Below are 20,498 nucleotides of genomic sequence, written 5' to 3'. Positions count from 1 at the left end.
AGGAATGGGGTGGAATAGGGTATGAAATTATTACTGGTTGAAGATGATGATGCGTTGCGTCAGCAACTGGTCAGTGCCTTAAAGGCGCAGAATTATGTGGTAGAGGAAGCGCCTAATGGTGAAGAAGCCTTATACCTGGCGCGAGAGTATCAGTTCGACCTTGGTATTTTCGATTTAGGCTTGCCCGATATCTCTGGCATGGAAGTTATCTCCACATTACGAGATGAAGACGTACAGTTTCCAGTACTGATTTTAACGGCACGTGGTCACTGGCAGGATAAAGTGGATGGGCTTGCTGCGGGTGCTGACGATTATCTAGTCAAACCTTTCCAGACCGAAGAGTTGCTGGCCCGCATTAATGCATTATTACGTCGAGCTTCCGGCTATGCCAAGCCAGAAATAGTTAAAGGACCAATTAGCCTTAACAGTTTGAAACAGGAAGTTAAGGTCAATGGGCAGGTGATGGATTTGACTGCCTATGAGTACAAAGTACTTGAGTACCTGATGCTGAATCCTGACAAGGTTGTGTCCAAAACAGAGCTTACTGAACATCTATATGCTCAGGATTATGATCGTGATTCTAATGTGCTGGAAGTTTTCGTTGGGCGTCTGCGTAAGAAAATTGATCCTGATGGCACCATTAAGCCGATTGATACATTGCGTGGAAGAGGCTATCGACTAAGAGCAGACCTGTGAGCTTAAATCACTCCTACTCATTACAGAAACGCATTTTATTAAATACCAGTGTTGTGCTGGTATTTTTTATTGCTGCCATGAGCTTCATTTTATTGAATACTTATAAGGCAGGAATTCGGCAGGCAACTTTTGAGCGCCTTTTTGCACAGTTTTATAGCTTATTATCAGTAGCAGACCAGCTCGAACCTGGTGAATTATACCTTCCTGAGGAGATTCCCTCCGACAAGCGTTTTAATCAATATGGTAGTGGCATATCTGCTTTAGTTTATGATGAAACCGAGAGTCTCATTTGGCAGTCGCTGTCATCAACCTATGCCATAGAACAGGGCAAAATTCCCTTGCCATTAACCCTTCCGGGTGAACCAACACTGGATTCGATCTCTCTAGCAGGAGAGGACTATTTCCAGTTTCACTATATTGCTGAATGGGAGTCCGAAAGCGGTGAAGTTTCACTTTACCATTTTGTTATTCTCGAGAATAAGCGTCCCTTTAATCAGGTAATAGAAACTTACAGAAATACGCTTTGGATGTGGCTTGCAGGATTGGCCGCATCATTAATACTCATTCTGTTTGTGGTCTTACGCTGGACGCTTAAACCGATTCGTCAGGCGGTTAAGGAACTAAGGAGAGTTGAGCAAGGTTTGTTGGATAAACTTTCCGATCGCTACCCGCAGGAAATTAGACTGTTAACTCATAACATTAATCGTTTTATTAGTAACGAACGCCACCAAAGTAAGCGCTATAAAGAAACTCTGGGAAATCTGGCACACAGCTTGAAAACGCCATTGGCCGTTATGCAGGCAGCACTGCAAAATGAAGCTGAGAAGCAGGATCTTGAGCGGATCTGCAGCGAACAACTTCAACGCATGAATCAAATCGTTGGTTATCAGTTGCAACGCGCGACCAGCGGGCCACAGGTTATGATGAAGTCGATTTCTCTAAAACCAGCAATTTCCAAGCTGGTTAAAGGCCTTGAAAAGGTTTATTCACATAAAGGCATTTATATCAAGATGGATATTTCTGATTCGATCAAAGTGCTGCTCAATGAAGGAGACCTTTATGAAATCTGCGGTAACCTGCTTGATAACGCCTGTAAATGGGCAAAGCAGAAAGTGAAGATAAGCGCACAGCAGCAGGGCCTCAAAACTGTTATCCAAATAGAAGATGATGGGCCAGGTATAGCTGAGGAGGTGCGTTTGGCAGTACTTACACGAGGCAAACGACTAGATGAATCTGTTGAGGGGCAGGGAATTGGTATGTCAGTGGTCAAGGAGATTGTTGATGCCTATCGCGGTGAAATTGACATTGATAGCAGTAAACTGGGCGGCGCACTGGTTAAGCTGGTTTTTTAATGAATGATTCTTCATGCTTCCGGCATGGTGTAAACTGACTTTTTTGATAAACCTTTAGTATAAATGTCGCAGCAAGAATCGAATGAGCCAGTCCGTAAAATTATCCATGTTGATATGGACTGTTATTACGCGGCCATCGAAATGCGCGACGAACCCTCGCTGAAAAATCAGCCCGTTGCAGTTGGCGGCTCACCCGATAAGAGGGGAGTCATTGCTACCTGTAACTATGAAGCCCGATCCTATGGTGTTCGTTCAGCGATGCCATCAGCTTATGCACGACGCCTTTGCCCGGGGCTTGTCATAGTCCATCCAAACTTTGATAAATACCGACACGACTCAAAAGTCATTCGAGAGATATTCGCTCAATATACTGATTTGATTGAGCCATTATCACTGGATGAAGCCTATCTAGATGTCACTGACTGCACCGAGTATAAGGGTAGCGCCACTTTCATCGCGCAGGCCATACGCTATCAAATCTTCGAGAAGCTTCAGCTCACTGCCTCAGCAGGCGTTGCCCCCAATAAGTTTCTGGCCAAGATTGCCTCTGACTGGAATAAACCAAATGGACAATTTGTTATTACTCCGGATGAAGTTGATGACTTTGTTAAACAGTTGCCGGTTGCCAAAATTCACGGGGTAGGCAAGAAAACCACCGAAAAGCTGCATCGTATGGGGATCGAAAATTGTAAGGAATTACGGGAAATTGACCTGTTAACACTCAGCAAGGCTTTCGGCAGCTTTGGGCAAAGGCTCTACGAGTTGGCTCGTGGGATTGACCATAGATCAGTTATCACCCATTACCCCAGAAAATCGTTGAGTGTTGAAAACACCTATGATCAGGACTTGGTTACATTGCAAGACTGTCTGGATGAAATGCCTGATTTATTGCAAACCCTGAAACGACGGGTTGCTCGCTCTGGCGTGTCGGCACCGGTCAATAAGTTGTTTGCGAAGCTAAAATTCAGTGATTTCACTGCCACAACAGTGGAACGAACCAGTTTCGGAATCAATGATGATTTATTCTATGAATTGATGGAAGAGGGCTTTCATCGACGTCAAAAAACGGTTCGGTTACTCGGTATTGGGGTTCGATTCCAGGCCTCGGAATCCACTAACTTTGTTCAGCTACCCTTAGAATATAGTGACTTAGAAGATGATTTTGGGTAGTCTAGCCAAGCTTTTTATACTTGTGGTAAGGTTATGCCACTCAAAGATTCTAACAAATTAACAATGGGGCTCCGATTTTGGATATCGTCGAAACAATTAATAATGCACTTTTATATATTGACGGGTTTCTTGGCTCAGCAGGATATTTCCCTTATTTATTAATAGGTGTGGGCGTTTTCTTCACACTTTATCTAGGTTTTCCTCAAATTCGCTATTTTGGTCAGGCAACTCGTATTGTTCGTGGCCAATATGCTAAAAAAGACTCTCCTGGAGATACTTCCCACTTTCAGGCACTAACCACTGCCTTATCAGGTACGGTTGGTACCGGTAATATCGGTGGCGTTGCTCTGGCGATTTTCATTGGTGGTCCCGCTGCTTTGTTCTGGATGTGGGTAACCGCATTCTTTGGTATGACAACTAAATTTGTTGAAGTGACCTTGTCACATAAATACCGTGAAAAAACTGAAGATGGCACCATGGCCGGTGGCCCCATGTATTACATGGAAAAGAAATTGAACATGAAATGGTTGGCGTTAATATTTGCACTGGCAACTATTATCAGTTCTATCGGCAGCGGTAACATGCCTCAAATTAACAACATTGCCCAGGTTATGAATACTACTTTTAATATTGAAGAGTGGGTAACTGGCGGTGTTCTAGCAGTTCTATTGGCATTAGTCATTATCGGCGGTATTAAACGTATTGCAAAAGTTGCCGAAAAAATCGTTCCATTCATGGCGGTTGTTTATGTTGTCGGCGCTTTATTGGTTATCGGTTATAACTACGAAAATATTATTCCATCATTCCAGGCTATTTTCGGCAGTATCTTCTCGGGTTCTGCAGCAGTAGGTGGTTTCCTTGGTGCCAGTTTCGCCTATGCTATGGATCGTGGTGTTAACCGCGGTTTGTTCTCGAACGAAGCGGGTCAGGGTTCAGCGGCAATTGCTCACTCAGCAGCTAAAGGTAAAGAGCCTGCCTCTGAGGGTATGGTTTCGTTACTTGAGCCTTTTATCGACACCATCATTATCTGTACGTTGACCGGTCTGGTTATCTTATCTTCAGGTGTCTGGAGTGAAAAACATCAGAATACTTTTGATCGTACTGATATGGAGTTTGTTGTCGGCGACTATACCGATAACAACCCTGAAGACGTTAACAAGCTAATGATTCACCTGGATGAAAAACGCTCAGTTCCTTCTGAAGTTAAAGAGTTCACTGGAACCATTTCGTTGCAAAATGGTAAAGCGATTTCTGATGGCTTCACATTGCTAAATGCTCGCTCGATTGCTGAAGACGTTATCTATAAAGATAAAGATGGTAATCCTATCACCGGCGAAATTCCTGTTTCTAACGGTACATTGGAAGATTCAACGATTGTTGTGGAGGGTAAATCACTTATCCACTCAGCAGAGCTAACGGCGGTTGCTTTCACCAAGGGCTACATGGGTGAGAGTGGTAAATACGTTGTGTCATTAGGTTTGTTGTTGTTCGCTTTCACAACCGCTATCGCGTGGTCTTATTATGGCGATAGAGCCGCAATCTATCTGTTTGGACCGAAGTCCGTTCTGCCATACAGGATTGCTTTTGTTGCTTTGTTCTTCCTTGGTGCTATTGTGGATTCAACGGTGGTCTGGACGCTGGCCTATGTGACTGTGGCTCTGATGACCATTCCGAACCTTATTGGCATATTGCTTCTGCATAAGGATATGAAGAACACAGTTAAAGACTACTGGAACAATTTTAAATCGAGTGGTGCTGATTAAATAGCCTCGTCTAGTGGTATAACCACTAGACAAACTCTTTAATTTTTTCCTATACTGACTCTGGTCTGACCACGGCAATCGCTGCGGTCACCAGAGTTTTTTTATGCCAGCGATATATAGGCCAGTAAATTGAGGAGTAATAATGCAATACCAAGCACCTGTTGATGACATGATGTTTCTTATCAAAGACGTTTTTAACCTTGAACAAAGATTCAAGGGTATTGCTGATTTTGCTGATTTTGATTCTGAACTTTATGCTGCCATTCTTGAGGAGGCAGGTAAGTTTTCTACCAATGTGCTACAGCCTATCAATCGTTCAGGTGATGAAGAAGGCTGTCAGTATGATGACGGTGTTGTGACAACTCCAAAAGGCTTCAAGGAAGCTTATCAGGCTTATGTTGAAGGCGGCTGGCAGTCTCTTACAGCTAATCCACAGTATGGTGGACAGGGTTTGCCTAAAGCATTACACGTTTTAGTCGAAGAAATGTTTTATGCAACTAACACTTCATTCTGCCTCTATGGAAGTCTTACAGCGGGTGCTTATCATTTATTACAGGCGCACGCTGATGACGCCACTAAAGATAAGTATTTACCAAAACTAATCAGTGGTGAATGGTCAGGTTCCATGTGTTTGACTGAAGCCCATGCTGGCTCGGACCTGGGTATTCTTAAAACTAAGGCAGAGCCTCAAGAAGATGGCAGCTACAAACTATCAGGCTCAAAAATATTTATCACCGGCGGTGAGCATGACATGGCGGATAATATCATCCACCTGGTTCTTGCCCGTCTTCCCGATGCACCTGCTGGTCCTAAAGGTATCAGCCTGTTTCTTGTTCCTAAGTTTATGGTCAATGATGACGGCTCTATTGGTGAGCGCAATGCTATTCGTTGTGGTTCGATTGAGCATAAGATGGGGATTAAGGCTTCATCAACCTGTGTGATGAACATGGATAATGCGACAGGCTTTATCATTGACGGTCCTCATCAGGGTTTACGCTGCATGTTTACCATGATGAATCTAGAGCGTTTATCTATTGGTCTGCAGGGGATTGGTTTAGGTGAAATGTCTTATCAGCAGGCATTCGATTACGCCAATGAGCGTTTGCAGGGGCGTGCTGAAGGTGTTGAGGGGACAGCGCCTATAATCCGTCATGGCGATGTTCAACGTATGCTGAAAACCATGCAGTGCTACACTCAGGCTGGTAGAGCATTAGCTGTTTGGCTTGGTGCCTGGCTGGATGAGGCCTTCCACTCAACAGACGATGCTGTGATTGCAAAAGCACAGAACATGGCTGCATTACTAACGCCTGTGGCGAAAGCGTTTTTCACTGACATAGGTTACGAAGTCTGCACTATCGGACAGCAAGTATTTGGCGGCCATGGATACGTAAGAGAGTGGGGCATGGAGCAGCACGTTCGTGATGCCCGCATTGCTCAGATTTACGAAGGTACTAATGGTATTCAAGCGCTTGACTTAATTGGCCGTAAAATTGTTGCTAATAAAGGCGCATTCCTGTCTGAGCTACTGACCGATATGCGTGTGGACATTGAAGGTTTCAGTGACTCTGCACAAAAGTCATTATTAATTGAGCAACTAAATGGTCTGGAAGACTTGTCGTATAAAGTAGTAGAGAATTTCTCTGACGACCATGATAAGCAGCAATATATTGCCTGTGATTACCTACACTTCATGGCATTAAGTCTCTACGCTTATTTATGGTTAAAAATGGCTGAAGCGGGGCAGGATAGTAAGCGCGAGTCTATGGAGTTCTACTTTAAGCGTTTATTACCGAGGGCTTACGGTCTGAAAAAAAGTATCGAAAACGAACTGGGGCTATAGGCCCCAGCTGTATTTTACTGTCCGTTTTCGCTGCCAGCTTTATCACTTTTAGCTGCAGCGAGAATATGAACATTATTGTTAATTTTAAAAATCACGATCATTAATTCACAATAAACGCGCCAAATCAGGGTACCAAATATAATCATTAAGAACCCTTGTAGAAAATTATATTGGAAAGCACCGATAAAAATCGCTAAAACCCCAAGCCAGAAAATCACTTGAATGATTAACGGCGTAACCATCTTATTAAACGTTAATATATCTTTCATATTGTTGACTCCTTGTATTTATTTTATTTATGCCCAGAATAGGCAATCCACATCGTATGTCAGTATTTTTAACAGGTCAACTGGTATGCTTGGCTAGTATTTAATCAGCTAATGAGAACCATTAAAAAAATTGTAACTATATTATTCGATCTGCTTGAGTGATAAGTATATTTATGCTGTTATTAGCGGCTGGGGCAAATTCCACTATAAATAACAGACATATAAATCGGTAAATCACATGGCAACAGATCGCGGTCAGTTTAATACTCGCATAGGTTTTATTCTCGCAGCTGCTGGTTCGGCAGTAGGTCTTGGTAATATTTGGAAGTTTCCATTTGAAGTTGGAGAAGGGGGCGGTGCTGCATTTGTAGTTATTTATCTCGCTTTCTGTTTCTTGCTCTGCTTCCCGGTTATGGTCTCTGAAATAGCCATTGGCCGTAAAACTAACCTCAACCCTGTCGGAGCTTTCAAAAAATTAGGCCACAAAAATTGGGCCATTATTGGCTTTATGGGTGTTCTGGCCGGTGTTTTAATCCTATCTTTTTATAATGTTGTTGCTGGTTGGGCATTTGGCTACTTCCTTGAAATGGTTCAAGGTAACTTTGGCATTGGTGAAGAGTTCGGCAGCTTCATTACCGATTGGCATAAGATTGGCCTTTACGGTTTAGTATTTATGGCCGTTACCGCATTCATCGTGTCTCGTGGTATCCATGATGGTATTGAGCGTGCTGCTACTATTCTAATGCCAACCCTGTTTTTAATGATCATTGGATTAATTATCTATGCAATGACATTAGACGGTGCTGGAGTAGGGATTAATTACTATTTAGTTCCAGACTTTTCAGAAATTACTGGTGAAGTAGTTTATTCAGCCCTCGGCCAGGCCTTCTTCTCGCTTTCTCTGGGTATGGGCGCCTTAATTACTTATGGTAGTTACGTATCCAAAAAGCAGGATATCGTCAAATCAGCTGCCTTAATCACCCTCACCGATGTATCCATTGCTTTCCTTGCCGGTCTAATGATCTTTCCGTTTGTTGCTTACTTAACTCAAGGCACAATGGAAGGCGTTGATGGCGGTGCAGGTTTGATATTTGCGACCTTACCTGGTGTGTTTGAGAGCTTTGGTCCAACACTTGGTATCGTTGTTGGTTCATTATTTTTCTTGCTGCTGTGTTTTGCAGCTTTAACCTCAACAGTCTCATTGCTTGAGGTTCCAGTTTCTTATCTGGTTGATGAAAAGAAAATTAAACGTCCGGTAGCCGTATGGGGTATGGCGGCGCTAATTTTCTTAATTGGTATCCCGTCATTGTTAGGTAACGGTTCGGTCGATAGCTTGACTCAGTTTGTTCAAATGAACAAAAACGCTGAGTGGCAATACGTGACCTTTATGGATTTTGTTGAAGCCATTGCTAGCGACACCTTCTTACCTTTGGGCGGAGCACTGATTTCATTCTTCGTGGCCTACGTCTGGAAGAAGCATAACTTGAATGCTGAGATTGCGATTGGTCGTGAAGGCGGCTCACAGTGGGTAGCAAAATATATCGACTTTGCCATTACTTTCTTCTGCCCAGTTGTACTTGGCATCATCACAGTTGTAACAATTTTAGATCGCTTCTTCGGCGTTGTAATTATTGGTTAATTTAAGTTTCGGGAGAGCAATATGATTAAGTTTCATGCGAAAACCCGGCTCACTCTGGCAGCGCTAATTAGCGCTGCTTTTTTGTCTGCTTGCGAACAGCCGCAAAAGGAAGAAAGCAAAAAAGAAGAGCCTAATACAGCTTTTGAGTCTACCTATCAAGCGCATAGTTATCATCCAGTATTAATCCAGAATGCCACAATTTTAACTGCGGCTGGAGACAGAATTGATCAAGGTTCTATTCTTTTCAAAGATGGCAAAATTGTTGCTGTTGGAGAGTCAGTAGAAGCTCCTGCAGATGAAAATTTAGAAGTGATTGATGCTAATGGAAAGTGGGTAACACCAGGCCTTATCGATGTGCATTCACATCTTGGTGTTTATCCTGCTCCTGGCGTTGACTCGTCTGCAGATGGCAATGAGATGACGGCCCCAGTCACAGCAGAAGTATGGGCTGAGCACTCGGTCTGGCCACATGACCCACAATTTGAATTAGCGCTATCTGGCGGTGTCACGTCAATGCAGATTCTGCCTGGTTCAGCCAATTTGATTGGTGGCCGTACAGTTACGCTAAAAAATGTTCCTGCGCGCTCGGTGATGGAGATGAAGTTTCCCGGTGCTCCACACGGTTTAAAAATGGCCTGTGGTGAAAATCCAAAGCGTGTCTACGGAAATAAAGGTCGTTCACCAATGACACGAATGGCCAATATTGCGGGTTTCCGTGAAGCATGGATTAAAGCCGCTGATTACAAAAAGCAGTGGGAAGATTATGAAAACGGGGAAGGTAATGGCAAAGCACCTAAACGTGACTTACAGCTTGAAACTTTGGCCGGTGTTTTAGATGGCGAAATCCTGATTCACAATCATTGCTATCGTGCCGATGAAATGGCACTGATGATGGAAATTGCGGAAGAATTCGATTTCCAGATTTCTACCTTCCATCACGCCGTTGAGTCTTACAAAATTGCAGACAAACTCGCCGAAAATAACGTGTGTTCGGCATTATGGTCCGACTGGTGGGGCTTTAAGCAAGAAGCATTCGATATGGTTCCTGAAAACGTTGCCTTGGTAGAAAAGGCAGGGGCTTGTGCAATTGTTCACTCTGATTCACCAACGGGCATTCAACATCTGAATAAAGATGCAGCCAAATCTATGGCCTCAGGTAATGCCATGGGCATGAATATCACACCAGAAAAAGCCATAGAGTGGATTACTATTAATCCAGCTAAATCTATGGGTATTGCTGAGCAAACCGGTAGTCTTGAAGCTGGCAAAATGGCGGATGTGGTTCTTTGGGATGGTAATCCATTCAGTGTTTATTCCAAAGCTGAAAAAGTATTTATTGATGGCGCACTTATGTATGACCGCCATAATGAAAAATATCAACCTGTCAGTGACTTCCAGTTAGGTCAGTACGATTTAGAAGTTGATGCACAAGAGGAGGGCGCACTATGAACTCATTATTGATGAAATCTCTAGTTAAGCCCGTTGCTGCAACACTCAGTGTTGTGAGCTTGATGGCAAGTGTATGCAGTGCTGATACCACTCTAATTAAAGATGCGAAAGTTCATACTCTCTCATCGCAAGGTGTGCTTCAATCTGGTGATGTATTGATTGAAGATGGTGTAATCAAATCTGTTGCTGAAGATATTTCAGTTGAGGCGGATACTGTAATTGACGCCAAAGGCAAGGTAGTCACTCCCGGTATTTTTGCTTTGATTAATCAGATTGGTTTGGTTGAGCTTGGATCACAGGATCAAACTGCTGATGGCCAAACCGAACATGAAGAGCAAGGCGCCTCATTCAGAATAGATAAAGTGTATAACCACAACTCAACGCTGGTCGCTATTAATCGTTCAAATGGAGTTACTCGCACATTAGTGGCGCCTCACATTGGCGCAAATGTATTTGCTGGACAAGGTGCGATCCTGTCTTTGAAAGATCAGTATCATCCGTTGCTAGCAAAGAATGTTGCTATCTTTACCGCATTTGGTGAATGGCCTGCTGAAATGACAGGTGGTTCTCGTGCCAGCGTATTATTTGAGCTCAATAAGGCGTTTGATGAAGCAAGAGTGTACCAGAAGAACCGTTCTGCAATTGAGCAGGGTGACTTCAGAGAGCTTAGCTATAGCACAAACGATCTGGAAGCTTTGCAGGCAGTGCTTGACCGCAAGATTCCATTGTTGGTTAGTACGCAACGTGAAAGTGATATTTTAACCATGCTGGATTTTGCTCAAGAGCAGAACATTCGAATTGGTTTTATTGGCGCAGCAGAAGCCTGGAAAGTCGCAGACCAGCTAGCGGTTGCTCAGGCATCAGTTTTCATTGACCCGATGGATAACATTCCTGACAGCTTCGAGTCTTTAGGCAAACGTTATGAAAACGCAGCCATTCTCTCTAAAGCTGGCGTTAATGTTATGTTCCTTGGGCAGGGTTTCTTAGCAAGCCATAATGCTTATACCGTTCGCCATTCAGCAGGTAATGCCGTTGCATATGGCATGGATTATGAAAAAGCTTTGGCAGCCATGACGTCAACTCCGGCTGCATACTTTGGTGGTAGTGACGATTATGGTCAGATTGCTCAAGGTTTTAAAGCTGAGCTGGTCCTTTGGAATGGTGATCCGCTTGAGGTGACAACACTTCCTCAGCAGGTTTGGATTGATGGTGAAGCGGTCAATATGGAAAACCGATCGACCAAGTTACGTGATCGCTATAAAGCTTTAGATACAGATAAAAATACTGGTTACAGAAAGTAACTCGATAACAATTCTTAAGTTAGACATTTAAGTAGGAATAAACATGGTTGATTCATCGGACAGACAGCCGAGTATGCTACAGGCCCTGGTGCCTGTAGCTTTTTTAATTGTACTGTTGTTTTTCTCAGTAAAGTTATTCGGTAGCGACTCATCATACGGGGCCAATCAGATTGCTCTGATTTTAAGTGCCGCCATTGCCATTTTAATTGGCTTGTTTAATGGGCAGACCTGGAAGGAGTTAGAGGCGGGTATTGTCGATGGCATTAGCCTTGCGATGGGCGCCATGTTGATCCTTTTGATGGTAGGCTCATTAATCGGTACCTGGATTCTGGCTGGTACAGTACCCACCATGATTTATTATGGCTTACAGATTCTATCCCCTGACTTCTTCTATGTTGCAAGCTGTATTATCTGTGCCATTGTTGCTGTCAGTATTGGCAGTTCCTGGACGACGGCTGGTACCGTTGGTATTGGTCTGATTGGCATTTCGCAGGGGCTTGGTCTTGATCCAGCTATAACTGCCGGCGCCATCATTTCGGGTGCCTACTTTGGTGACAAGATGTCGCCTTTATCAGATACAACCAACCTGGCTCCAGCGGTTACTGGTACTGATTTATTCACACACATCCGCCATATGGTGTGGACAACGACGCCTTCGTTAATTATCGCGTTGATTCTTTTTACCTATTTAGGATTAACCAGCGATGTTCCAGCAGAAAACCTGGAGCTGGAGTCAACACTCGCTTTGCTGGACGCAAACTTTAATATCACACTCTGGTCATTGATTCCATTGGTAGCGGTATTTGCCATGGCCATAAAAAAAGTGCCTGCAGTCGCTACCATTTTGATCGGTGCATTATTAGGTGGCTTGTTTGCAATTTTGACTCAAGGCGAAGTCATTACCAAATTCGTAGACAACAGCGAATTGTCGGTAACCATGCAATATGTCTCTGCTGTTTGGACCGCTTTGTTTAGTGGCTTTTCAATCAGTACCGGTGATGAAATTTTTGATGGGCTTTTGAGCCGCGGCGGCATGACTAGCATGCTTAATACCGTTTGGCTGATTATCTGTGCAATGAGTTTTGGTGCAGCCATGGAAAAAACAGGTCTGTTGCATAAGCTGGTTTACTCCATTATCGGCATGGCCAAATCCACTGGCTCACTGATCGGTTCGGTGCTTCTTACCTGTATTGGCATGAATGTTATCGCGGCAGATCAATATATCGCCATTGTACTTCCGGGCCGGATGTATCGTGCTGAATTTAAGCGTCGCGGACTGGATGCTAAGAATCTGTCGAGAACGCTGGAAGATGCTGGAACCATCACTTCACCATTGATCCCGTGGAATACCTGCGGTGCTTATATGGCGGCAACTTTAGGTGTTGCGACAGGCGCTTATTGGATGTATGCCTTCTTTAATCTGGCAAATCCGATAGTTTCCTTTATTTATGGCCTGCTGAACTTTAAAATAGCCAAGCATGACGAGGCCAACGACGCTATTTAAACAACGCTACTTTCTATTCTGTGCATTAATACTCGCAGTTGTAGCCTTATTGTGGCTGGGACTGCGAGAGTCTTCTTCCCAATATCGCTGGGACGCGGCCAGCATTAAACCTTTCAAGCAGTGGTACCAGATAAACTGGCATAATCAGGCTGTTGGTCGCGCCAGTGTTGAGCTTGAAAGAACCGATGACCAAATCTCAGTGATTGAAAATGATTTCCTTGAAGGACGAGTCCAGGGTCGTCGTTTCCATTTTCGTTATATTCGAGAGTTCAACTTTTCAAATCAGCCGCCTTACCAATTAATTAGCGGCAAACTGTATACCGAAGAGCCGAAATTAAAAGTTGAAGCAAGCTTTATTAATGATGAACAGCTTCAGCTTGAGGAATGGCGCAATGGCAAACACTACCAAAAATCTCTTGCCACCGTAGACTACACCTTGCAAGACTACTTTTATGTTTCAAGTTATCTTGAAAGAACTCCGCAACCAGCAAAAACATTCCAGGCTGAGACACTCAATACACGAGATTTTGTAGTTGAAACCACTGACTATGAACTGATTTCAGCAAAACCGCATCAGTCCAGCGTTACTTTGCAACAACGACATCCGAATGAAGAGGTCAGTTGGCATCAAGTAGCACGGGACGGAAGTTTTAAGCTTCATTCGTTCGCCAATGGTATGGAGTATGTTGCTAGTTCGCGCCGCGTAACCCTTAATCCCGAAATGCAGGACGATTTGTATCTGAATAGTGGTGTTGTGGTTGATAAACCCTTAGGAGCTGCCAACCAGATTAAGTCAGTGACGTTAAGCTTGCTCAACGGTGAGTTAGACTGGTTTAGACACCATCCAGCGGTTTCAGTGAATCGTGAGAATCAGACCATCCAGTTATCTACTGGCAGTCAATATAAAGCTTCTGATGAAGAATTAGAGCGGATAGCTGCAATAGAAACTAAACTTAATCCTATTGCCAAAACGCTCGCTCTGGAAGCTACGGCCAATGTCGACAATGATTGGTTGAAAGTGCAGAAGCTGGTTGGGTTTGTTTATGATTATCTCAATTATCAGCCAGTGCCTGCTGGTTTTAATATCGATGATATTCTGCGTAGCAGGGTAGGCGACTGTACCGAATACAGCCAGCTGTTGATAGAAATGTTGGCTGCCGCAAATATACCGGCCCGGGAGGTTAATGGGTTGGTTTATCTGGGCGATCATGAAAAGCGTTTCGGTGGTCATGTCTGGGTTGAAGCGCTAGTTGACGGCTACTGGGTCGCAGTTGATCCCACCTGGAATCTGGTTGAAGTGACCAGTACCCATATACCCGCTGCAATGAGCTTTGACAGTAGAGAAACTGAAGGTAATACACGATTTGCTTTCAAACTCGAAGAAATTCACTATAAAGCTGAAAACAGCAAAGAATCTAAAAGGTTATAAGATGTCAAAACAGTTTTACTCAATTCTAGGCAATTCACAGAAATTGGATGGCGGTGCCATGTTTGGTAACGCTCCAAAGGCTTTATGGCAGCGCTGGGTCGATGTGGATGAGCAGAACCGCATTGACCTTGTGTGTAGAGCTTTGCTGGTTAAAGATGGCGATAAAAATATACTTTTCGAGACTGGTATTGGTGCATTCTTTGAACCCAAATATAAGGATCGTTATGGCGTGCAGGAGGATGAGCATGTACTGTTGCAATCCCTGCAAGAAGTAGGTTTAAGCCATGAAGATATCGATATACTGGTTTTATCGCACTTGCATTTTGACCATGCCGGCGGACTTTTGAGTCAGTGGCAGGAAGGAAAAGAGCCACAGCTACTATTCCCAAATGCCGAGTTTATCATTGGTAAAGAAGCCTGGGAGCGTGCAAAGAATCCACATCCTCGCGATAAGGCATCCTTCATTCCAGGGCTGACTGACTTAATCGAACAAACTGGCCGGCTGCATTTAATTGATGGTGAATCCAGTGATTTACTGGGTGATGATTATCATTTCTTCGTTTCAAACGGCCATACGCCGGGGATGCTGCTTACCGAAATAGAAACCGAAAAGGGACCAGTGGTATTTGCCGCGGATTTGATTCCCGGGGTTCCCTGGGTCCATCTACCAATTACCATGGGTTATGACCGTTTCCCAGAAAACCTGATTGAAGAGAAAAAGCTTCTGCTTGACCGACTTATTGAAGAAGAGGGGTACCTTTACTTCACTCACGACCCTGAAACTTGCCTGGGCAAGGTCACTAAAGATGAAAAAGGACGGTTCACAACCCAGAACAACCTAAAGCAAATTATTAACATGCCGATGTAAGGTATTGTATTTAAAATCAAAGAGTTGTGACGAGTACATACGTTCAAAAAAATTGTTAAGAAATGGAACTTTATGCATGGCAACTGTTCAAAATATATACGAAAAGCAATGAAGCAGTCTTGGCTAGATGCGAAATTGTGGATTTGTTTTTCTGGTTGTCATTGTCACTTCTCTTTTTATGAGTAATTATTTCCTCATAAGGGCCATGTAAATGGCCCTTTTTTTATGGGCTATGGTATTCTGTGCGACAGATAAATAATGAAGAGTTAATCAGGTATGCACGTCAAATTTGATCAGGAATATCACTTCCAGATTCATCACAATAAGGTTGCTGTTCTTGAGTGGGGTGACCCCAAAGCCGAACCTATTCTTTGTTTACATGGCTGGCTCGATAATGCAGCTACTTTCCATTATTTAGCGCCACTTCTTGCCGATAAGTATCGCCTCATTGCCATTGAGTTTCCGGGACATGGTCAATCAGAACATTTGTCAGAAGATGCGGACTATCAATTTGTTTCAGGTATTTCTATTATTGACGGTGCGCTTGATGTTTTGAAAATTGATAAGTGCCATATTCTGGGCCATTCGATGGGGGCAGCTCTTGCGATGATTTATGCAGGTGCCGTTCCACATCGTGTAAAAAGCCTAATTTCTATCGATGCGCTTGGGCCATTTATATCAACACCAGAACAGACTATTGAGCAACTGGCTCAGGCCATTGAACAGCGTAAAGCAAAACGTAGTCAGAAGCGTTATTTCAGTTCTATCGAAGATGCGGCAAATGCCAGGGCTCAGGTCAGCGAACTCAGTGCAGAAACCTTATTGCCACTAATTGAACGAGGCGTTACTTTGTGTGACCGTGGATATCAATGGTCAAGCGACGCTAGGCTAAAGAATGCATCTTGGATTCGAATGACTGAACCGCAACTTGAGGCCTTGATGAATAATGTAACAGCTGACGTGTTATTTATTCGTGGTAAGCAAGGCATGTTGCAGGAAAAGCCTGCCATAGAAAAACGTCTGTCTTATTTGAATAGTTCAGAGTGGATTGATTTAGATGGTGGCCATCATCTACACATGCAATACCCAGAAGATGTGTCGCAAGCTATTTTGAAGTCCTGGGCAAAATTTAATCAAGACTGAAAATGAATGTTAAAAGTTACAGTTAAAATAGCTTAACGGGCCGTTAAAAGTTGCCTTATTCGATACAATCGGTTACTTTTCTTGCCCATAAATTTTATTAATCACAGCTATTAACAGGAAGCTACATGGAAAAAATCTGGTTAAAGCAATACCCAAAAGCGGTTCAGGAAACCATCGACCCTGAGCAGTATTCGAGTCTTATGGCTATGTTCGACGAAAGCGTCGAGAAGTTTGGCGATAGACCGGCTGTTACCAATTTGGGTGTCACCTTAACCTACCGCGAGCTAGATCAAAAAGCTCGTGATTTCGCTTCCTATCTGCAGAATGAACTGGGATTACAGAAAGGCGATAAATTGGCACTAATGATGCCAAACCTTCTGCAATATCCTGTTTGTCTATTTGGTGCATTCCGTGCCGGACTTGCTGTGGTCAATGTAAATCCACTTTATACACCTCGCGAGCTTGAGCATCAGTTGAATGACAGTGAAGCCAATGCCATTGTCATTTTGGCCAACTTTGGTGATACGCTGGAGAAAGTGGCTCACAAAACTAATCTAAAACACATTATCGTTACTCAGGTTGGCGATATGTGCTCAAAACCTAAGCGTTTTATCGTCAATTTTGTTGTGAAATATTTTAAGAAGATGGTTCCAAACTTTAATCTTGAGCAGTCACACAGCTTTGTAGATGCCATGCAAAAGGGCGCTGAGCAAGATGTAAATCCTGTTGAACTGACTTCAGACGATACTGCATTCCTGCAGTACACAGGGGGGACAACCGGTGTCTCTAAAGGAGCCATTCTGACCCATCGGAATATGGTTGCAAACGTGCTACAAACTCATGCCTGGATGGGACCTTTTCTCAATGAAGGAAAGGAAACGATCATAACGGCACTTCCTCTGTATCATATTTTTTCATTGTGCGTTAATTGCCTGCTATTCGCAAAGGCGGGTGGCCATAACATCTATATCACCAATCCACGTGATATGAAGGGTTTTTGTAAGACCCTGAAAAAATATCCATTTACTGCGATGACTGGCGTTAATACGCTATTTAATGGTCTGCTTAATACACCTGCATTCCGTGAACTGGATTTTAGTCAGCTAAAGTTATCTGTTGGCGGTGGAATGGCTGTGCAGAAGTCAGTAGCTGAAAGATGGCAGGAATTAACAAAAACACCGCTGCTTGAAGGTTATGGCTTAACTGAAACATCACCTGTTGTCAGCATGAACCCTTTAGATCTTGAATCTTACAATGGAACCATTGGTTTACCGCTACCTTCTACAGATGTCGAGATTCGTGATGAAGACGGCAATCTGGTTGAGATTGGTCAGCCAGGCGAGCTTTGGGTCAAGGGCCCGCAAGTCATGAAAGGGTATCTCAATCGTCCGAAAGAAACCGCTGAAGTCTTAAAAGATGACGGCTGGTTGGCGACAGGCGATATGGCCACTATCGACGAAGAAGGGTATTTACGAATCGTAGACCGTAAGAAAGACATGATTCTGGTATCAGGCTTTAATGTTTACCCTAATGAAATTGAGGACGTTGTGGCATTACATCCGGGGGTTTTGGAAGTTGCTGCTATTGGCGAGCCGGATGAAGTTAAAGGTGAGGTGGTTAAAGTTGTAGTGGTTAAAAAAGACAGCACACTCACTGAAGAAGATGTCATCAAACATACCCGTGAACATTTGACCGGTTACAAAATTCCCAAAGTTGTTGAATTCCGCGAGGAACTGCCAAAAAGTAATGTGGGCAAAATTCTTCGCAAAGAACTTCGCAAATAATTCTATCCTATGGCGCTCATAAATGAGCGCCAGGAGCACATTAATTGGCACGATTTCATTTAGACCAACATCAAGATTCAGTTCATGTAGAAACTGTGCTTTCTTCTGAGCGATTAGAAGAACTTTGTCAGTCATGGCGTGAGCTTGATGTCATTACCGTAGACACAGAGTTCGACCGAACCAATACCTATTTCCACCGACTGGCGTTAATTCAAATTTATGATGGGCAGGAGATCTATTTGATCGACCCATTAGCATTTGAAGATATTTCTGCATTAGAAGAAATATTCAATTCAACTTCGATTGTTAAAGCCTTTCATAGCTGCAGCGAAGATCTGGAAGCGCTTTATCACCAATATGGCTTCGAGTTTAATCAAGTCTTTGATACCCAGATTGCCGCCTCAATTGATGGCATTGGACTGAGTGTTGGTTATGGGAATATCGTCGAACATTTTCTAAGCATCGTACTGGATAAAGAGCATACTAAAACTGACTGGTTACAACGACCGCTCTCTCAAGAACAAAAAGTTTACGCTGCCCAGGATGTTCAATATTTATTGCCGGTTTATTACCGGTTACGCGATAGTCTTTTGGAAAAGGGTTTGTTTGAATGTGTGATTGAAGATGTAAACAGTATGTTTGCAGCCATCATTCAAGCTGATGATTACTCAGAAAGTTATCTAAAAGTGAAGGGTGCTTTCAGACTGAATCGGTTCCAGCTCAATCGTTTGCAAAGATTGGCCCAATGGCGCGAGATGCTAGCCCGCGACAACAATATACCTAAGACTTTTGTATTCAGAGATCACCATTTGATTGAGGTATGCCAGAAGGAAAAGACCAGTATCAGTGACCTGCTATCCATGGGCTGTAACCGTGGCAGTATTAGACGATATGGTGCTGAATTAATACGCCAAATAGAGCTGGCCGATAGGACTGATAAAGAGCAGTGGCCAGAACCATTACAACCGTTTCATAAAATTCTTAAAAGCAAAAAAATGTTTGCAGCATTAAAGGAACAAGTTGAAAACGTCAGTAAGCAGCATAATATTCCTGCCGAAGCTTTATGTAATCGTCGACTTATTGAGTATTATATAAAGATGACGCTAGGCTATAAGGGCAGACCGAATAGGTTTTGGAATAGCTGGCGTCAAAACCTGCTCGAACAGCCTTTTAAAAAAGCGATGCAGGAATTTATTTAAAAAGTAAAAGTTTGTGAGAACCTCATTATGATGTGCAGTATTTACAAAAGTGCCAAGAAGCCAGACACCTATCTCTATATTCCCTATGACAGTAAGTTTGAAGACTTACCGGAAGGGCTAATCCAAGTTTGGGGTACGCCTGAACTGGTTATGCACCTTGATTTAGAAAAGCGAGAAACACTTGCTCTTTGCGATATCAGCGAAGTTAAAGCAAAGCTGGAAGAAGAGGGGTACTTCTTGCAAATGCCTCCCAGTGAAGAGGAAATTGCACAGCTTATTGCTGGCAAGAAGTAACCATGACCGGTAAGTTTTGGCTCACCACAGCCTTAAAAGATATGACCCATGAACAGTGGGAGTCTTTGTGCGATGGCTGCGCCAAATGCTGCTGTGTTCAGTTTATTGACGATGATGATAACTTGCTGATGCAAACCGATGTTTCCTGCCGTTTGCTAGACACAGAATCTCTTTACTGCACGGATTATCAAAATAGAACTTCAAAAGTCCCAGATTGCGTTCAACTGACCGCAGAAACCATCGGTGATTATTTCTGGCTACCCAATACTTGCGCTTACCGGTTGGTGGCGGAGGGTAAGGATCTACCAAGCTGGCACTACTTAATCTCAGGCGATAAAGAATTGGTGCATAAAAAGGGACATAGTATTAAAGGTAAAGTCATCTCCGAAACCAAGTTAACGGCGGAGGAAGTTGAGGATAGAATTATCTCCTGGATCCCGCTATCCGACTGAAATATAACCAATTTGCACAGCATTTAAACGGATTTTTAAAAAGTTAAATATTTTTATAAAAAAGTTGTTGACCTACCCTAAGAACGAAAGTAATATGCGCTCCGTCGACCGATGAGGTCACCAGCGAAACACCTGTTAAGACTCTTTGAGAATTAACAAATACTGCGGAGCGGTAGTTCAGCTGGTTAGAATACCGGCCTGTCACGCCGGGGGTCGCGGGTTCGAGTCCCGTCCGCTCCGCCACTATATCAAAAGCCTGCTTTCGAGCAGGCTTTTTTTTTACCAAATTTAACAGGGACGAGAACCCGCGAGCGGTGTTCGACAAAATCGTCTGGAACGATTTTGA

General features: G+C 43.4%; 17 protein-coding genes and 1 tRNA gene. 17 read left to right on the top strand and 1 reads right to left on the bottom strand.

Translation table 11 applies throughout. From position 1 onward, the window contains the following. Positions 1-21 precede the first annotated feature (21 nt). The 5 genes from CW740_RS06560 to CW740_RS06540 all read left to right on the top strand — a co-directional run bounded on the left by CW740_RS06560 (position 22) and on the right by CW740_RS06540 (position 6,821). Positions 22-696, top strand: a complete 675-nt coding sequence (locus CW740_RS06560) for a response regulator transcription factor (protein ID WP_106646771.1) — start codon at positions 22-24, stop codon at positions 694-696. After that, complete coding sequence (locus CW740_RS06555; RefSeq protein ID WP_106646770.1) at positions 693-2,048, top strand: ATP-binding protein; 1,356 nt, start codon at positions 693-695, stop codon at positions 2,046-2,048. The genes CW740_RS06560 and CW740_RS06555 overlap by 4 nt, the downstream gene beginning before the upstream one ends. A 63-nt stretch (positions 2,049-2,111) precedes the next feature. After that, positions 2,112-3,218, top strand: coding sequence for a DNA polymerase IV (dinB, locus tag CW740_RS06550; protein ID WP_106646769.1), 1,107 nt, complete (start codon positions 2,112-2,114; stop codon positions 3,216-3,218). Positions 3,219-3,295: 77 nt separating this feature from the next. Further along, complete coding sequence (locus CW740_RS06545; RefSeq protein WP_106646768.1) at positions 3,296-4,981, top strand: alanine/glycine:cation symporter family protein; 1,686 nt, start codon at positions 3,296-3,298, stop codon at positions 4,979-4,981. 142 nt (positions 4,982-5,123) lie between these two features. Continuing rightward, positions 5,124-6,821: an acyl-CoA dehydrogenase family protein gene (locus tag CW740_RS06540; protein WP_106646767.1), complete on the top strand. Its 1,698-nt coding sequence runs from the start codon at positions 5,124-5,126 to the stop codon at positions 6,819-6,821. A gap of 14 nt (positions 6,822-6,835) precedes the next feature. On the opposite strand, the gene CW740_RS06535 is transcribed toward CW740_RS06540, so the two are convergent. Beyond that, on the bottom strand, positions 6,836-7,090 hold the full coding sequence (locus CW740_RS06535; RefSeq protein WP_106646766.1) for a DUF4282 domain-containing protein: 255 nt from the start codon (positions 7,088-7,090) through the stop codon (positions 6,836-6,838). A gap of 238 nt (positions 7,091-7,328) precedes the next feature. On the opposite strand from CW740_RS06535, the gene CW740_RS06530 reads away from it, so the two are divergent. The 12 genes from CW740_RS06530 (at position 7,329) to CW740_RS06475 (ending at position 20,395) form a co-directional block, all read left to right on the top strand. Then, the gene (locus tag CW740_RS06530) at positions 7,329-8,729 is read left to right on the top strand and encodes a sodium-dependent transporter (protein ID WP_106646765.1); all 1,401 of its coding nucleotides are present in this window, start codon (positions 7,329-7,331) and stop codon (positions 8,727-8,729) included. A 21-nt stretch (positions 8,730-8,750) separates the two neighbouring features. Continuing rightward, the gene (locus tag CW740_RS06525; RefSeq protein ID WP_106646764.1) at positions 8,751-10,178 is read left to right on the top strand and encodes an amidohydrolase; all 1,428 of its coding nucleotides are present in this window, start codon (positions 8,751-8,753) and stop codon (positions 10,176-10,178) included. Then, positions 10,175-11,479 carry an amidohydrolase family protein gene (locus tag CW740_RS06520; RefSeq protein WP_106646763.1) on the top strand — a complete coding sequence of 435 codons (1,305 nt, stop codon included), beginning with the start codon at positions 10,175-10,177 and terminating at the stop codon, positions 11,477-11,479. The genes CW740_RS06525 and CW740_RS06520 overlap by 4 nt, the downstream gene beginning before the upstream one ends. A gap of 43 nt (positions 11,480-11,522) precedes the next feature. Further along, positions 11,523-12,983: a Na+/H+ antiporter NhaC gene (gene nhaC / locus CW740_RS06515; protein ID WP_106646762.1), complete on the top strand. Its 1,461-nt coding sequence runs from the start codon at positions 11,523-11,525 to the stop codon at positions 12,981-12,983. Then, a complete protein-coding gene (locus CW740_RS06510; protein WP_106646761.1) occupies positions 12,958-14,412 on the top strand; it encodes a transglutaminase-like domain-containing protein in 1,455 nt (484 codons plus the stop codon). The genes nhaC and CW740_RS06510 overlap by 26 nt, the downstream gene beginning before the upstream one ends. 1 nt (position 14,413) lies before the next feature. Beyond that, positions 14,414-15,280 (top strand): MBL fold metallo-hydrolase, encoded by an 867-nt coding sequence (locus CW740_RS06505; protein WP_106646760.1) that lies wholly within the window; start codon positions 14,414-14,416, stop codon positions 15,278-15,280. A gap of 276 nt (positions 15,281-15,556) precedes the next feature. Next, positions 15,557-16,423, top strand: a complete 867-nt coding sequence (locus CW740_RS06500; RefSeq protein WP_106646759.1) for an alpha/beta fold hydrolase — start codon at positions 15,557-15,559, stop codon at positions 16,421-16,423. 125 nt (positions 16,424-16,548) lie between these two features. Then, positions 16,549-18,207: a long-chain-fatty-acid--CoA ligase FadD gene (fadD, locus tag CW740_RS06495; protein ID WP_106646758.1), complete on the top strand. Its 1,659-nt coding sequence runs from the start codon at positions 16,549-16,551 to the stop codon at positions 18,205-18,207. Positions 18,208-18,251: 44 nt separating this feature from the next. Next, positions 18,252-19,406, top strand: a complete 1,155-nt coding sequence (locus CW740_RS06490; RefSeq protein WP_106646757.1) for a ribonuclease D — start codon at positions 18,252-18,254, stop codon at positions 19,404-19,406. A 27-nt stretch (positions 19,407-19,433) separates the two neighbouring features. Continuing rightward, positions 19,434-19,700 carry a YcgL domain-containing protein gene (locus CW740_RS06485; protein ID WP_106646756.1) on the top strand — a complete coding sequence of 89 codons (267 nt, stop codon included), beginning with the start codon at positions 19,434-19,436 and terminating at the stop codon, positions 19,698-19,700. A 2-nt stretch (positions 19,701-19,702) separates the two neighbouring features. Further along, positions 19,703-20,152 (top strand): YcgN family cysteine cluster protein, encoded by a 450-nt coding sequence (locus CW740_RS06480; protein ID WP_106646755.1) that lies wholly within the window; start codon positions 19,703-19,705, stop codon positions 20,150-20,152. A 166-nt stretch (positions 20,153-20,318) separates the two neighbouring features. Further along, a tRNA-Asp gene (locus CW740_RS06475) sits at positions 20,319-20,395 on the top strand. Positions 20,396-20,498: the final 103 nt, after the last annotated feature.

It is taken from the genome of Kangiella profundi (assembly GCF_002838765.1).
Classification (GTDB): Bacteria; Pseudomonadota; Gammaproteobacteria; order Enterobacterales; family Kangiellaceae; genus Kangiella; species Kangiella profundi.
Note: the sequence above shows the minus strand (reverse complement) of the source record. Positions and strands in the feature narration are given on the sequence as shown.